This window comes from Streptomyces sp. NPDC051051 (genome assembly GCF_040682975.1).
Lineage (GTDB): Bacteria > Actinomycetota > Actinomycetes > Streptomycetales > Streptomycetaceae > Streptomyces.
The window spans coordinates 150,076-164,363 of the sequence record NZ_JBFBCB010000002.1; the positions used below are offsets into that span (position 1 = coordinate 150,076).

Consider the following 14,288-nt stretch of genomic DNA (forward strand, 5'->3'; position numbering starts at 1 on the left):
CGTCCGCTGGATACGCGGTCCCCACGGCACGACGGCTCTTTTGAAGGGGTCCACGACATGGGCAGCGAGCAGCAACCCGCGCACGGCGCCGGCGCACCGCCCCCGCACCGCTCCGAGACGACCCTGCGGGTCAACGGCAAGCCGCACACCCTGACGGTGGACCACCGGCGCGTCCTGCTGGACCTCCTGCGGGAGGACCTGGACCTCACCGGCGCCAAGAAGGGCTGCGACCACGGCCAGTGCGGCGCCTGCACGGTCCTGGTCGACGGCCGGCGGGTGAACAGCTGCCTGCTGCTCGCGGTGGCCGCCGACGGCTGCGACGTCACGACCGTCGAGGGACTGTCGGGTGACGGCGAGGAGCCGCACCCGCTCCAGCGGGCCTTCCTGGCACGCGACGCCTTCCAGTGCGGCTACTGCACACCGGGGCAGATCTGCTCCGCGGTCGGCGCCCTCGCCGAGGCGGAGGCCGGCCACCCCTCGCACGTCACCGGCGCGGGAGCGGTCCGCGGTCCGGTGCCGCTCGACCGGGAGGAGATCCGCGAGCGGCTCAGCGGAAACCTGTGCCGGTGCGGCGCGTATCCCCGCATCGTCGACGCGGTCGAGGACGTGATCCGGTGAAGCCCTTCGCCTACGTACGGGCCGGCAGTCTCGCCGAGGCCGCCGACGCCTACGCCTCCCACCCCGGCGCCCGCTATCTGGGCGGCGGCACCAACCTCGTCGACCTGATGAAACTCGGCGTCGAGCGGCCCACCGCCCTCATCGACGTCACCCGTCTGCCCATGGGCGGGGTGACGGAGCTGCCGGACGGTTCGCTGCGGGTCGGCGCGCTGGTGCGCAACAGCGACCTGGCGGCGCATCCGCTGGTCCGCGAGCGCTACCCCGTCCTGTCGCAGGCGCTGCTCGCCGGTGCCTCCGGTCAGCTGCGCAACGCCGCGACGACCGGTGGGAACCTGCTCCAGCGCACCCGCTGCCCGTACTTCCAGGACGTGTCCAAGCCCTGCAACAAGCGGGAGCCGGGCAGTGGCTGCGGCGCCCTGGCCGGCGTGCACCGCGATCACGCGGTGCTCGGCCACTCCGAGCACTGCGTCGCCACCCACCCCTCGGACATGGCGGTCGCCCTGGCCGCGCTGGACGCGCAGGTCGAGCTGTACGGGCTCGCGGGCGTACGGCGGGTGTCCGCGGCGGAGTTCCACCGGCTGCCCGGGGACCACCCGGAGCGGGACTCCGTGGTGGAGCCGGGCGAGCTGGTGACCGCGGTCCTGCTGCCGGCCGCCACGGCCGGGGTGCCGTCCGCGTACCGCAAGGCGCGCGACCGGGCGTCGTACGCCTTCGCGCTGGCGTCCGTCGCGGTGGTCCTCGCGGTGTCGGACGGCGTGGTCGCGCACGCGGGGATCGCGTTCGGGGGGCTGGCGCACCGGCCCTGGCGGGCCCGGCGGGCCGAGGAGGCGCTCGTGGGGGCGGCGCCGACCGGGGCGGCGTGCGAACGTGCCGTCGGCCTCGAACTGGAGCAGGCCCGGCCGCTGCCCGGCAACGCCTACAAGGTGCCCCTCGCCCGCAACCTCGCCGTCGACGTCCTCGAGCGGCTCGCGCACGGCGGCCCGGCGCCGCACGGGGAGGACGCATGAGGTCACCCGCCACGGGCGCTCCGGCCGAGCGCCGGGAAGGCCGCGAGAAGGTCACCGGCACCGCCCGCTACGCCGCCGAGTTCCCCGCCCCGGGGCGGCTGTTCGCCCGTCCGGTGCCCGCCGGGGTGGCCCGCGGCCGGGTGACGGGGGTGGACGCCTCGGCCGCGCTCGGCCTGCCCGGCGTCGTGTCCGTGCTCACCCACGAGAACGCGCCGCGGCTCGCCGAGCCGGACGATCCGATCCTCGCCGTGCTCCAGGACGACCGGGTGCCGCATCGGGGCTGGTTCGTCGCCCTGGTGGTGGCGGACAGCCCGGAGGCCGCGCGGGCCGCCGCCGCCGCCGTGCGCGTCGACTGCTCGGCGGAGCCGCACGACGTCACGCTGTCCGAGACGCACCCGGACGCCTACGAGCCCGAGGAGGCCAACGGCGGCCATCCGGCGGTCCGCGAACGCGGCGACTCCCGGCGGGCGTTCGCGTCCGCGGCCGCCCGGGTCGACGTCGGCTACCGGGTGCCGCCCCTGCACAACCACCCCATGGAGCCGCACGCCAGCACCGCGCACTGGGACGGGGAGCACCTCACGGTGCACACCTCCAGCCAGGGCACCACGACCGTACGGGACGTGCTCGCCGCTCTGTTCGGGCTGGCCGGGGAGCGGATCACCGTCGTCGCCGAGCACGTCGGCGGCGGCTTCGGCTCCAAGGGCACGCCCCGGCCGGACGTGGTGCTCGCCGTGATGGCCGCGCTGCGGCACACCGGGCGGCAGGTCACGATCGTCCTGCCGCGGCGCTTCCTGCCCTCGGTGGTCGGGCACCGGGCGCCGACCCTGCACCGGTTGCGCCTGGGCGCGGACGCCGACGGCCGGCTGACCTGCCTGGACCACGAGGTCACCACGCACACCTCCCGCGTGAAGGAGTTCGTGGAGCAGGCGGCGGTACCGGCCCGCGTCATGTACGCCGCCCCGCACAGCCGTACGGCGCACCGCGTGGTCCCCCTCGACGTGCCGAGCCCCTCGTGGATGCGGGCGCCCGGGGAGGCGCCGGGCATGTACGCGCTGGAGTCGGCCGTGGACGAACTCGCCGTGGAACTGGGCATGGACCCCGTCGAGCTGCGGGTGCGCAACGAGCCGGAGACGGAACCGGACAGTGGCCGGCCGTTCAGCAGCCGTCATCTCGTGGAGTGCCTGCGCGAGGGGGCGCGCAGGTTCGGGTGGGAGCGGCGCGATCCGCGTCCGCGCTCCGGCCGGCAGGGCCCGCTGCTGGTCGGGACGGGCGTGGCCGCCGCCACCTACCCGGTGCTGGTGTCGCCGTCGACCGCGGCGGCCCGTGCCCTGCCGGACGGGAGTTTCCTTGTCGAGGTCAACGCCACGGACATCGGCACCGGGGCCCGTACCGTCCTCGCGCAGATCGCGGCGGACGCCCTCGACGTGCCCCTGGAGCGGGTCCGGGTCCGGCTCGGCAGCAGCGACCTGCCGTCCGCCCCGCTGGCCGGCGGTTCCTCCGGTACGGCGTCCTGGGGCGGACCGGTCCATGAGGCGTGCGTCCGGCTCGCGCACCGGCTGGCCGCCTTCCCGGGGCCCGTGTCCGAGCACGGCCTGGTCGAACACGCCGACACCGCAGGTACCGCCGACGCGGACCCCGGGTACGCCCGGCACGCGTTCGGGGCGCACTTCGCGGAGGTCGCCGTGGACACGGTGACCGGCGAGGTGCGGGCGCGCCGGCTGCTCGGGGTGTACGCGGCGGGGCGCATCCTCAACGCCCGCACCGCCCGCTCCCAGTTCGTCGGCGGCATGACCATGGGTCTGGGCATGGCGCTGACCGAGGGCAGCACGATGGACGCCGCGTTCGGCGACTTCGCGGAGTCCGACCTGGCGTCCTACCACGTGCCCGCGCACGCGGACGTGCCGGACGTCGAGGCGCACTGGGTCGAGGAGGACGACCCGCACCTCAACCCCATGGGCAGCAAGGGCATCGGGGAGATCGGCATCGTCGGCACGGCCGCCGCGGTGGGCAACGCGGTCCACCACGCGACCGGCGTCCGTTTCCGCGAACTCCCCCTCACCCCGGACCGGGTGCTCACCGCGCTGCCGGAGTCCGGCCGCTGAACCGCCCCGCCCCGCCCGCGCGGGCGGGGCGGGCGTGTCGAACGACACCCGGTCGGCGCGATTTCCCTCCCCCGGACGGGGCATTCGGCAGACGAGAACGGGGGATCGACAGTCGGGGAACCACCGGACACCGCGCGACGGACCGCGCACAGGGAGGGCCCGTGGATGCGACCACCACGCTCGTCACCGCCGCCGCGGTAGTGGCGGTGGCGCTGTTCGCCGTGGCCGCCACCGTCATGGTGCGGCTGGTCCGGGCCCGGCGCGGCCTCCGGCAGGCGGGCCTGCCGACCGGACCGCGCTGGGTGTTCTGGGGCGCGGTCGCGTACTTCGTGCTCCCGGCCGACCTGCTGCCCGACCCGGTCTACCTCGACGACATCGGCGTCCTGCTCCTCGCCCTGCGCTCGCTGCGCCGCGCCCCCGGCCACGCGGACACCGCCAACTGACCGCTCGGGAAGACGTTTTCACCCTGCACGAGGCTCATCGCCCCTGCTCAGCTCCCTGTGCCCGGCCCACCCCGGCGGTGATCACGGAGAGTAAGGAAACCAACCACCCGTTCGATTCGTATAAGTGACTGAAGGTCGCACCACAGCAGCGGGCCCGAGTGACGTCGCACGGTGGCACCGCTTGATCGACGCAGTACCGACGAGGGAGAGACGATGCAACCGTTCGCGCTCAACTACGCACGCCCGGCGGCGGAGTTGGAGTTCACCACTCCGTACGCCTATGACGCAGGAATGCAGTTGAACGTGCTCCTCGACGGCCGGATCGCCGCCCGCGACCACGCCCTGCTGAGAGAGCTCGGGACGACGACCTCCACAGCGGGCTCCAAGACGCACTTCGACGACTGAGCGCGGCGGCCGAGATGACCGTGCTCATCCTCACCAGTGAAGAGGACGTCACGGCGGACATGGTGGTCGTGCACCTGAACGCCGCCGGCGTTCCCGTCGTGCGACTCGATCCCGCCGACCTGACCGGTTCCGTCGCGCTCTCCGGGGAGTACGTGCACGGCGCCTTCCGGGGCCATCTGTCGTCCGCGGGGCGGCTGGTGGGCATCGACTCGCTGCGCTCTGTGTGGGTCCGCCGGCCCGGCGCGGCGGCGGCCCGCGCCCCCGACCCGTCCGCGTGGCTCACGGAGGAGGCCTCGCAGGCGCTGTACGGGATGCTGCGCGGCGGTGAGGCGCGCTGGATGAACCATCCGGACGCGTCCCGGCGGGCCCGGCACAAGCCGTGGCAGCTGCGGCTGGCCCAGCGCAGCGGGCTGCCCGTGCCGGCCACGCTCATCACGACGTTCCCACAGGCGGCGCGGGACTTCGCCGAGCGGTACCCCGACCTGGTGGTCAAGCCGGTGTCCGGGGCGCATCCGCAGGACCCGCCCCGGGCGGTGCCCACCACCCGGGTCCCGCCCGGCACCGACTTCGCCGCCGTCGCCTACGGCCCGACCCTGTTGCAACGGCGGGTCGCCAAGCGGGCCGACATCCGGCTGACCGCGGTGGGCGAGCACCTGCTGGCCGCCCGCAAGGAGGCCTGCGGCGACGGCGACCCGGAGGTGGTGGACGTGCGCTTCGCGCCGTCCACCGCGCCGTGGCGCCCGGTCGACGTCCCGCCGCGCCTGGCCGAGGCCGTGCTGACGTATCTGCGCGAGGCGGAACTGGCCTACGGCGCCTTCGACTTCGCGGAGGACGCCGACGGCACGTGGTGGTTCCTGGAGTGCAACCAGTCGGGCCAGTTCGGCTTCGTCGAGGTGGACACCGGCCAGCCGATCGCCCGCACCATCGCGCGGTGGCTGGCCGGAACTCCCCCGCGAGGATCGGCCCGGCACGCGGACCGCTGTGGTACGGCGGTGCCGTGAGCCGGGCCGGGGACGACCTCAGACCGCCAGGAACAGGCCGCTCTCCTCGTCCCGCTCGCCGTCCCTCGTCATGACGTCCTGCGCCGCGTCCGTCTCCTGCTTCGGCAGCCGGGCCGCCGGCGGCCGCACCTCGGCGGCGAGCAGGGCGTCCGCGGCGGCGACCGCCTCACGGACGTCGGACGTGGCCATGAGGACGCACAGCGTGTAGGTGACGTCCTCCAACTCGCGAGCCGTCTGCGGTGTCTCCCGCTCCGCCTGAGCAATCCTCAGCGTCGCGTAGCGGGTGAGCAGCGTCCTGACGGTCTTCGGGTCCGGAACGATCACGAGCGCCCCTTTCTCCAGGTGTGGTGGGCGTCGTGTGCCCGGCCCCGGGTGATTCATGCACGGATGGGGCGCGTGTCACCCTCCGGGGGTATGTTTTTCGCCATTTGGCCCCGTGGTCCCCGAGCCCCGGTCCTGTCGTGCCGATCCCGTGCCGCCCCGGAGGGCGGCCCGTGGCGTCAGGCCGCCTGCCCGCTGTGCAGGGCCGCGTAGGCGCCGTCCCGGCGCAGGAGTTCCTCGTGCGTGCCGGTCTCCAGGATCCGCCCCTCCCCCATGACCACGATCCGGTCGGCGCCGCGCACCGTGGACAGGCGGTGCGCCACCACGAAGGTGGTGCGTCCGTGCAGCAGCCGGGCGAGTGCCTGTTGGACCAGGGCCTCCGAGCGGGTGTCGAGCGCGGACGTGGCCTCGTCCAGGATGAGCACCTTGGGGTCCCGGATCAGCGCGCGGGCGATCGCCAGCCGCTGCTTCTGTCCCCCCGACAGGCGTGCCCCCCGCTCGCCGACCAGGGTGTCGAGTCCCTGGGGCAACCGGTCGACGAACTCGAGGGCGTTGGCGTCGCGCAGGGCCGCGCGGACCGCTTCCTCGTCGGCCTCGTCCTCCATGCCGTAGGCGACGTTCTCGCGGACGGTGCCGTCGAAGAGGATCGACTCCTGCGGGACCACCGAGACGAACCGCCGGTAGGTGCGCAGGTCGAGGGTGTTCATGTCGGTGCCGTCCAGCAGCAGCCGGCCCGAGGTCGGCCGGATGAAGCCGATGACGAGGTTGAGCACGGTCGACTTGCCCGCGCCGGAGGCGCCGACCAGCGCGACGGTCTCGCCCGGCGCCACGGACAGGGTGAAGTCGCGCACCGAGGGCCGGCCGCCCTCGTAGGCGTGTACGACGGCCTCGAAGTCCACCGCCCCGTGCAGCGCCGTCAGTTCGGCCTTGCCCTCGTTGTCCTCCAGTTCGGGCGCCTGGAGGACCTCGCCGACCGAGCGGACCGACTCCAGGCCCTTGGTGATGACCGGCGCCAGGCCGGTCAGCGTGGTCGTGGAGTTGGTCAGGGTGGTGAGGAAGGCGCTGAGCATGACGACGTCACCGGGGGTGACGCCCCAGACCTCGTAGTACGACACGAGGGCCGCGCCCGCCAGGACCAGCACGCCGACCACGTTGAGCACGACCCAGGAGATCGAGCCGAAGCGGCCGTTGACCAGGTCGAGGCGCATCCCTGAGGTCAGCAGGCGGCGCAGGGTGCCGTCCATGCGGGTGATGGCCTTGCCCTCCAGGCCGTGGGCGCGGGTGACGGGGATCAGCCGGGTCATCTCCGTGACGCGCGAGGAGAGGGTCTCCACCTCGTGGCGGAAGTGCTCGTTGTGGGCGCGCAGCCGGGAGCGCAGGCGGGCCACGACGAACGCGGCGACGGGCACCACGATCAGGAAGACGGGCACGAACTCGGGGGTGCGGACGGCGATGATGACGAGTCCGCCGATGAGCACGGTGATCGCGCCGAGCCCGTTCTCCGCGGTCTGCTGCACCATCTGCTCGACGGCCTCGACGTCGCGGACGACCTTGGCCTGGAGCACTCCGGCGCTGACCCGTGAGTGGTAGCCGATGGACAGTTGCTGCATGCGCGTGCACAGGGCGGAGCGCAGAGTGGTGCCCATGCGGCGGACGCTGCCGTACAGCAGGCGGACGTAGAGCAGGTGGAGCGGGTAGTTGACGATCAGGATGAAGAGGATGACGCCGGTGCTGGTCCACAGGCGGCCGATGGGCTGGTGCTCGACGACGGTGTCGATGATGGACGCGGTGATGAGCGGCAGCAGCCAGATGGGGCTGTGCTTGACGGTGAAGACGACGACCGCGCCGGCCAGCCGGTGCCGGTCGGCGCGGAAGAGGTAGGCGAGCGTGCGGATCGGGTGCTCGTCGCGGTAGCGGTGGTCGAGGGGTCTGTCGAGCGACGACGCCATCGGCGGTGGTCCTTCCCCGGGTGCGGGATGCGGGAATCAGGTGGGGTGTGCGGCTCCCGAGCCTAGAGCAAGCGCTTTCTATCCCTGGTCGACGGGCCCGTGCCGCCAGCGGGACCACGCCCCGGCGGCACGGCCCGTTTCCGCGTCCCGTCGGCGCGCCCGGTCAGACCGCGTCCAGCTCCGCCAGTTCCTCCGCCGTGAGGACCAGCTCGGCCGCCGCGGCCGAGTCGCGGATCGTCTCCGGGCGGCTGGCGCCCGGAATGGGCACCACCACCGGCGACTTGGCCAGCATCCAGGCCAGGCACACCCGCTGCGGGCTCACCCCGTGCCGCTCGGCGATCCGGGCGAACGGCGCGTGGACGGAACCGAGTCCACCGGCGCGGGAGATGCCGCCGAGCGGGCTCCAGGGCAGGAAGGCGATGCCCAGCTCGTCGCACAGGCGCAGTTCGGGCTCGCTGGAGCGGAAGGCGGGCGAGAACTGGTTCTGCACGGAGACCAGCCGGCCGCCCAGGATCTCGTTCGCCAGCCTGATCCGGCCGGGGTCGGCGTTGGAGATGCCGGCCGCGAGGATCTTTCCCTCGTCGAGCAGTTCGCGCACCGCGCCGACCGAGTCGGCGTAGGGGACGCGCGGGTCGGGGCGGTGGAACTGGTAGAGGCCGATCGCCTCCACGCCGAGCCGGCGCAGCGAGGCCTCGCAGGCCTCCTTGAGGTGTCGGGGGCTGCCGTCGAGGGTCCAGCTGCCGTCGCCGGGGCGCAGATGGCCGCCCTTGGTGGCGACCAGCACGTCGGCGCCCCGCCCGTGGGAGGCGAGGGCCTTGGCGACGAGGGTCTCGTTGTGGCCGACCTCGTCGGCGTGGAGGTGGTAGGCGTCCGCGGTGTCGATCAGGGTGACGCCGGCGTCCAGCGCGGCGTGCACGGTGGCGAGGGAGCGCGCCTCGTCGGGGCGGCCCTCGATCGACATGGGCATGGCTCCCAGCCCGATCGCGCTGACCTCGACGTCACCGATGCGGCGGGTGTGCATGGCTCGTGACCTCTCTCGGCGGTGGGGCGTGACGAAGTCCGGTGCACCGGAAGGTGATCGCGGTGCACCGGACGCGTTCCAGCCTGGCCCCGGCGGGCCTCGGAGGTCCAATGGAAGAAAGCGAACGCATTCAGCAGCGGGGCCGCTGAATGCGGGCCCGCCTCAGGACTTCGACGTCAGGTACTCCTCCACTCCCGGCGCCTGGTGCGCGTCCTCGACGCCCACCACGCCGCCGGCCGCCTTCGCGTCCGGCTTCAGCACGTACGTCGACAGCGCGGCGGGCCGGCCGGCGTCGGAGAAGTCCTGCGGGCTGCCGAGGCCGGTGTCGACGTTCTTCTGCGAGCGGTGCGCCTTCACCACGTCCTCGCGGGCGAGGCTGCCGCCCTCGCAGGCCTTCTTCAGGTCGGCGCCCAGGAGCTGGGCCGCGTTGTAGCCGGACAGGGCCCCGGAGTCGACCGGGGAGGCCGGGTACTTCTTGGTGTAGGCGGTGGCCATCGTCTTGACTCCGGGGATGTCGGAGCTGACGGCCGGGGCGCCGCTGACGATGCTCAACATGGCCGTCAGGGCCGGCGCGGCGGGGGTCTTCATCAGCTGCGGGGCGAAGCCCGGCGCGCTGCTGACGACGGGGACGCGCAGGCCGCGGGAGGCGGCGACGCCGACCAGGGAGGCCGTCTGGGCGGGCCCGGCGCTGATCAGGATCGCCTTCACACCGTCCTTCTTCAGCGCCGTCACCTGGGCGGAGAGGTCGGTGTCCGTCGCCTTGATCTTCTGGCCCGCGATCTTCAGCCCGGCCTTCTTCGCCGCCCAGGTGGAACCCTGGAGCGCGTTGGCGCCGTAGTCGCCCTCGAAGTAGACGTGCCCGACGGTGTCGCCCTCGGCCAGGCCCTTGGTGCGGGTGAGGAAGTCGACCGCGGCGATCATGTCGAGGTCGTACGTGGTGGCCATGACCTGGACGGGGTCCTTGCCGAGCAGGGAGGCGGCCCAGGCCTGGGGGTAGGTGAGCAGGTGGTCGCGTTCGATGTCGTCGAGCAGGGCCGCGACGACCGGGGAGCCGATGACCTGGGGCAGGGCGACGACGTCCGGGGAGATGTCGGCGTAGGCGGTGACGGCCTTCTGGACGTCGTAGCCGTGGTCCTTGACGACGATCTCGACCTTGCGGCCGCAGATGCCGCCCTTGGCGTTGGTCTCGTCGGCCCACATCTGCTGGGCCTGCACGATGCTCTTGCCGAGCGTGGCGTAGGGGCCGGTCAGGTCGGTGAGGGCGCCCAGCCTGATGGTCTCGTCGGTCACTCCGGGGCCGGACGTGACGCCGTCGGCGCCGTCGGAGGTGGTGCCGCCGTCCGCTTTGGAGCTGCAGCCGGTGGCCGCGATCAGCAGGGCAGCCAGTGCCGCGGTGAGGGCGGTGCCGCGGGTGCGGTGCTTGGGGTTCACGGGGTGTGCTCCTTGGCTCGTGCGGGTGAGTCCGGTGAGGCGGATGAGGCGTCGATGGTGGTCGGTGGGGGCGCGGACGGCGTCCGGTCGGGTGAGCGGGCGGGCCGCAGGCGGGCGCGCACGCGACGGGTCAGGCCGTGCAGTCCGTCGGGGGCGTACAGGAGGATGACGACGATCGCGGCGCCGTAGAGGTAGCGGGCGGCCTCGGTCGGGCCGATGGCGCCCTCGCCACCGGTGCCGGGGGCGGCGACCAGCGGGAGCTGGTCGGCGTACCGGGTCATCAGCAGGGGCAGCGCGGTGACGAAGAAGGCTCCCGCGGTGGCTCCGGCGACGGAACCGAGGCCGCCGATGACGATCATGGCGAGGTAGTCGACGGAGAGGGCCAGGCCGAAGTAGTCGGGCACCACCCGGCGGAAGGAGAGGGCCAGGAGGACCCCGGCCAGGCCGGCGTACATCGACGACACGACGAAGGCGGCCGAGCGGTAGCGGGCGACGTTCACGCCCATGACGGCCGCCGCGGTCTCGCTGTCGCGGACGGCCGCGAGGGCCCGGCCGGGGCGGCCGCGCAGCAGTCCGCGCGCGGTGAACCAGGTGAGGGCGAACAGGGCGAGACCGAGGTACCAGAGACGTTCCTCGGCGCCGAACGGCACGCCCAGCACGGTGAGTTCGGGGTCGTCGGCGGTGAACCCGAAGCCGCCGAGGGTGAGCGGCGGCACCGAGCGGCCGTTGAAGCCTCCGGTGACGGAGTCGGCGGTGAGCAGCAGGTGGTGGCCGAGGAAGACCAGCGCGAGGGTGGCGATGCCCAGGTAGATGCCGCGCACCCGTCCGGCGACGGGGCTGAACAGGCCGCCCGCCGCACCGGCCAGCAGCACGGCGAGGACCGCGGCGAGCGCCGGGGGCAGGGCCGGGCCGGGGTCGCCGGCCAGCCAGGTGTAGCCGTACGCCCCCACGGCGAGGAAGAAGGCGTGGCCGAGGGAGAGTTGGCCGGCGGTGCCGCTGAGCAGGCCGAGGCCGACGGCGCCGATGGCGGCGGCCAGCGAGAACAGGCCGATGCGCAGCCAGAAGGCGTCGAGGTAGAAGGGCAGGGCGCACAGCACGAGGGCGGGCAGCAGCAGCCTGGCCCACTTCGGGACGAGTTCAGACACGGACCGCTCCCTTCGCGCCGAACAGACCGGTGGGCCGCACCAGCAGGACGACCACCATCACGGCGTAGGGCGCGACGTCGCCGAACCCCTCGCCGAGGACGTGCAGTTCGGACTGGTAGCCCGCAACGAGGGCCTCGGTCAGGCCGATCAGCAGACTGCCCGCGAGGGCGCCGGGCGGTGAGGCCATGCCGCCGAGGATGGCCGCGGGGAAGGCCTTGAGGGCGATCTGGCCGGTGGTGCGCTCCAGGCCGGGCGCCGGGAAGGCGGCGAGGAACACGGCGGCGAGCGCGGCGAGCGCACCGGCCAGGCACCAGGCGAGCATGCGGACCCGGCTCAGCCGTACGCCCATCAGGGCGGCGGCCTCCACGTCCTCGGCCGCCGCGCGCAGGGACAGGCCCCAGGGCGTGAACCGGAAGAGGGCGAAGACGGCGGCGATGACGACGGCGGAGACGGCGATCGCGGCGAGCCGGCTGTCGGCGACGGTCACCGGGCCGAGGCCGGTCACCGCGTCGCCCCACGGGTCGCCGAGGGTGAGGAGGTCGCCGCCGATGCGCCGGGACAGGTCGGTCACCAGCACGATGTCCACGCCGATGGTGACGATGGTCTGCACGTGGGCGGCCTTGGGGTCCGGATCACCGCGTTGCAGCAGCAGCCGGTCGAGGGCGCCGGCCACGGCCCCGGTCGCCAGGACGGCCACCGCGAGGGCGCCGGCGAAGCCGAGGTCGTCGTGGAGGACGGCGACGAGGTAGCCGCCGAGCAGGAGCAGCGAGCCGTGGGCGAAATTGAGGACGCCGGAGGCCTTGAAGATGACCACGAAGCCGAGGGCGACGAGGGCGTAGACGGCTCCGAGGGCGAGGCCGTTGAGGAGGGTGTCGAGGAGGGTGGTCACTGAGCGTTCTCCCCGGGGGGTTCGGTCACGTCGGTCTTTTCGTGGGTCTCGGCCGCGTCGGTGGCCCTGGGGGTCGTCCCGTCGGCCTCGTCGGGGGCGCCGGCCTCGTCGGGGGCGCCGGTGCCCAGGTAGGCGCGCAGCACCTCGGGGTGGCGGCGGATCTCCTCGGGTGTGCCGTGGGCGAGCCGGCGGCCGAAGTCGAGGACGGTGACCTCGTCGGCGAGGCGCATGACGAGGCCCATGTCGTGCTCCACGAGGACGACGGACAGGCCGAGTCGTTCCCGGACCGTGCGGACGACGTCGGCGGTGGCGGCGCGTTCGGCGCCGTTCATGCCGGCCACCGGCTCGTCGAGCAGCAGCACGCGCGGTTCCAGGCAGAGCGCGCGGGCGAGTTCGACGCGTTTGCGGTCGCCGTAGGACAGCAGGGCCACCGGGGTGTCGACGTGGGCGGCGAGGCCGGTGAGTTCGGCGATCTCCCGGACCCGGTCCAGGTGGGCGCGCTGTTCGCGTACGGCGCTCGGCAGGCGCAGGGCGCTGGCGGCGAAGCCGGCGCGGGACAGGGCGTGCCGGCCGAGCATGAGGTTGTCGGCGACCGTGCCCTCGGTCGTGACGATGTTCTGGAAAGTGCGGGCCACGCCGAGCGCGGCGATCCGGTGCGGGGCGAGTCCCGTCAGGTCGGTGTCGCCGAGCAGGACCTGGCCGGCGGCCGGGCGGCACAGGCCCGACAGGACGTTGAAGCAGGTGGACTTGCCCGCGCCGTTGGGTCCGATCAGGGCGTGCACCGAGCCCGGGGCCACGGTGAAGGAGACCGTGTCGAGGGCGGTGAGACCGGCGAAGCGGACGGTGACGTCGCGGACGTGGAGCGCGGGGGGTGCGGCCGGGGAACCGGCGGTGGCGCGGGCGGCCGTGCGGCCGGTGGTGCGGATGTTCACGCGGCCCCCCGGTCGCCGGCCGGTTCGTCGGCGCTCTCGCCGAGGTAGAGGCGGCGTACGGCGTCCGTGCGGGCGAGTTCGTCGGCGGGACCGGAGAGCCGGATCTCGCCCACCTCGAGGACGTGTGCGTGGTCGGCGAGGGACAGGGCCATGCCGGCGTTCTGCTCGACCAGCAGCACGGCGGTGCCCTGCTCGTTGATCTCGCGGACGACCTCGGCGATGCGGAACACCATGCGCGGGGCGAGGCCGAGGGACGGCTCGTCGAGCAGGAGCAGGCGGGGGGCGGCCATCAGGGCGCGGCCGATGGCGAGCATCTGCTGCTCGCCCCCGGACAGCAGGCCGGCCGCCTGCCGGCTGCGTTCGGCGAGCACGGGGAACAGGCCGTACACGCGGTCGCGGGACTCCCGCACCAGCGCGGGGGCGCGCCGGCCGAGCCCGAGGCCGCCGGCGCGCAGGTTCTCCTCGACGGTGAGGCCGGCGAAGACCCGTCTGCCCTCGGGGACCTGGACGACTCCGGCCCGCACCGCGGCGACCGGGTCGCGTCCGTCGAGTTCCGTGTCGCCGTAGCGGACGCGGCCCGCGGTGACGGTGCCGCGGTACAGGCGCAGGGTGCCCGAGACGGCCCTCAGCAGCGTGGTCTTGCCGGCGCCGTTCGCGCCGAGCAGTGCGACGACCGCGCCGTGCGGAACGGTCAGGGACACGGAACGCAGGGCTGACAGGGCCCGCCCGTACATGACGTCGAGCCCTTCGACGTGCAGCGCGGGCGGATCCTGCGGTGGTGCTTCGGGCATCGCGGCTCCTCGGGTCCGTGCCGGCCGGTCACGGCACTTCGGGGGGACGGGGGCGCTCACCACAACACGGGGCCGAGGGGCCGGTACAGGCGCGGGGACGGGGTCGCTGCGCGGGCCCAGTGCGGGGGGCGGGGGCTTGTGCGGGTGCCCAGGCGGGGAACACGTGCCGCCGCGGCGGCGGGACGAGGGGGTGCGCGGGTCAGCGGGTCACGGGCACGGGTGAGTGGCGGTAC

Annotated in this window: 14 protein-coding genes; 6 read left to right on the forward strand and 8 right to left on the reverse strand. The window is 73.9% G+C overall.

The features are described from left to right. The first annotated feature begins 57 nt into the window (after positions 1 to 57). The 6 genes from AB0N31_RS02315 to tgmB all read left to right on the forward strand — a co-directional run bounded on the left by AB0N31_RS02315 (position 58) and on the right by tgmB (position 5,576). Positions 58 to 618, forward strand: a complete 561-nt coding sequence (locus tag AB0N31_RS02315) for a 2Fe-2S iron-sulfur cluster-binding protein (protein WP_366056432.1) — start codon at positions 58 to 60, stop codon at positions 616 to 618. After that, the gene (locus AB0N31_RS02320) at positions 615 to 1,625 is read left to right on the forward strand and encodes a xanthine dehydrogenase family protein subunit M (protein ID WP_366056433.1); all 1,011 of its coding nucleotides are present in this window, start codon (positions 615 to 617) and stop codon (positions 1,623 to 1,625) included. The genes AB0N31_RS02315 and AB0N31_RS02320 overlap by 4 nt, the downstream gene beginning before the upstream one ends. Next, the gene (locus AB0N31_RS02325) at positions 1,622 to 3,727 is read left to right on the forward strand and encodes a xanthine dehydrogenase family protein molybdopterin-binding subunit (RefSeq protein WP_366056434.1); all 2,106 of its coding nucleotides are present in this window, start codon (positions 1,622 to 1,624) and stop codon (positions 3,725 to 3,727) included. The genes AB0N31_RS02320 and AB0N31_RS02325 overlap by 4 nt, the downstream gene beginning before the upstream one ends. Positions 3,728 to 3,888: 161 nt before the next feature. After that, positions 3,889 to 4,170: a YkvA family protein gene (locus tag AB0N31_RS02330; protein ID WP_366056435.1), complete on the forward strand. Its 282-nt coding sequence runs from the start codon at positions 3,889 to 3,891 to the stop codon at positions 4,168 to 4,170. A gap of 213 nt (positions 4,171 to 4,383) precedes the next feature. Further along, positions 4,384 to 4,575 carry a putative ATP-grasp-modified RiPP gene (gene tgmA / locus AB0N31_RS02335; protein WP_366056436.1) on the forward strand — a complete coding sequence of 64 codons (192 nt, stop codon included), beginning with the start codon at positions 4,384 to 4,386 and terminating at the stop codon, positions 4,573 to 4,575. A gap of 14 nt (positions 4,576 to 4,589) precedes the next feature. Next, positions 4,590 to 5,576 carry an ATP-grasp ribosomal peptide maturase gene (gene tgmB / locus AB0N31_RS02340; RefSeq protein WP_366056437.1) on the forward strand — a complete coding sequence of 329 codons (987 nt, stop codon included), beginning with the start codon at positions 4,590 to 4,592 and terminating at the stop codon, positions 5,574 to 5,576. Positions 5,577 to 5,594: 18 nt separating this feature from the next. On the opposite strand, the gene AB0N31_RS02345 is transcribed toward tgmB, so the two are convergent. From AB0N31_RS02345 to AB0N31_RS02380, 8 genes are all read right to left on the reverse strand, one after another. Continuing rightward, the gene (locus AB0N31_RS02345; protein ID WP_366056438.1) at positions 5,595 to 5,900 is read right to left on the reverse strand and encodes a DUF5133 domain-containing protein; all 306 of its coding nucleotides are present in this window, start codon (positions 5,898 to 5,900) and stop codon (positions 5,595 to 5,597) included. 176 nt (positions 5,901 to 6,076) lie between these two features. After that, complete coding sequence (locus AB0N31_RS02350) at positions 6,077 to 7,846, reverse strand: ABC transporter ATP-binding protein (protein ID WP_366056439.1); 1,770 nt, start codon at positions 7,844 to 7,846, stop codon at positions 6,077 to 6,079. Between the two features lie 163 nt (positions 7,847 to 8,009). After that, entirely contained in the window at positions 8,010 to 8,867 is an 858-nt protein-coding gene (locus AB0N31_RS02355; RefSeq protein ID WP_366056440.1) for an aldo/keto reductase, read from the reverse strand. Between the two features lie 162 nt (positions 8,868 to 9,029). Next, on the reverse strand, positions 9,030 to 10,298 hold the full coding sequence (locus AB0N31_RS02360; protein ID WP_366056441.1) for an ABC transporter substrate-binding protein: 1,269 nt from the start codon (positions 10,296 to 10,298) through the stop codon (positions 9,030 to 9,032). Further along, entirely contained in the window at positions 10,295 to 11,443 is a 1,149-nt protein-coding gene (locus AB0N31_RS02365; protein ID WP_366056442.1) for a branched-chain amino acid ABC transporter permease, read from the reverse strand. Before AB0N31_RS02365 ends, AB0N31_RS02360 begins: the two co-directional genes overlap by 4 nt. Next, the gene (locus tag AB0N31_RS02370; protein WP_366056443.1) at positions 11,436 to 12,332 is read right to left on the reverse strand and encodes a branched-chain amino acid ABC transporter permease; all 897 of its coding nucleotides are present in this window, start codon (positions 12,330 to 12,332) and stop codon (positions 11,436 to 11,438) included. The genes AB0N31_RS02365 and AB0N31_RS02370 overlap by 8 nt, the downstream gene beginning before the upstream one ends. Further along, positions 12,329 to 13,264, reverse strand: a complete 936-nt coding sequence (locus tag AB0N31_RS02375; protein WP_366056444.1) for an ABC transporter ATP-binding protein — start codon at positions 13,262 to 13,264, stop codon at positions 12,329 to 12,331. The genes AB0N31_RS02370 and AB0N31_RS02375 overlap by 4 nt, the downstream gene beginning before the upstream one ends. Further along, positions 13,261 to 14,055, reverse strand: coding sequence for an ABC transporter ATP-binding protein (locus tag AB0N31_RS02380; protein ID WP_366056445.1), 795 nt, complete (start codon positions 14,053 to 14,055; stop codon positions 13,261 to 13,263). The genes AB0N31_RS02375 and AB0N31_RS02380 overlap by 4 nt, the downstream gene beginning before the upstream one ends. Positions 14,056 to 14,288 lie beyond the last annotated feature (233 nt).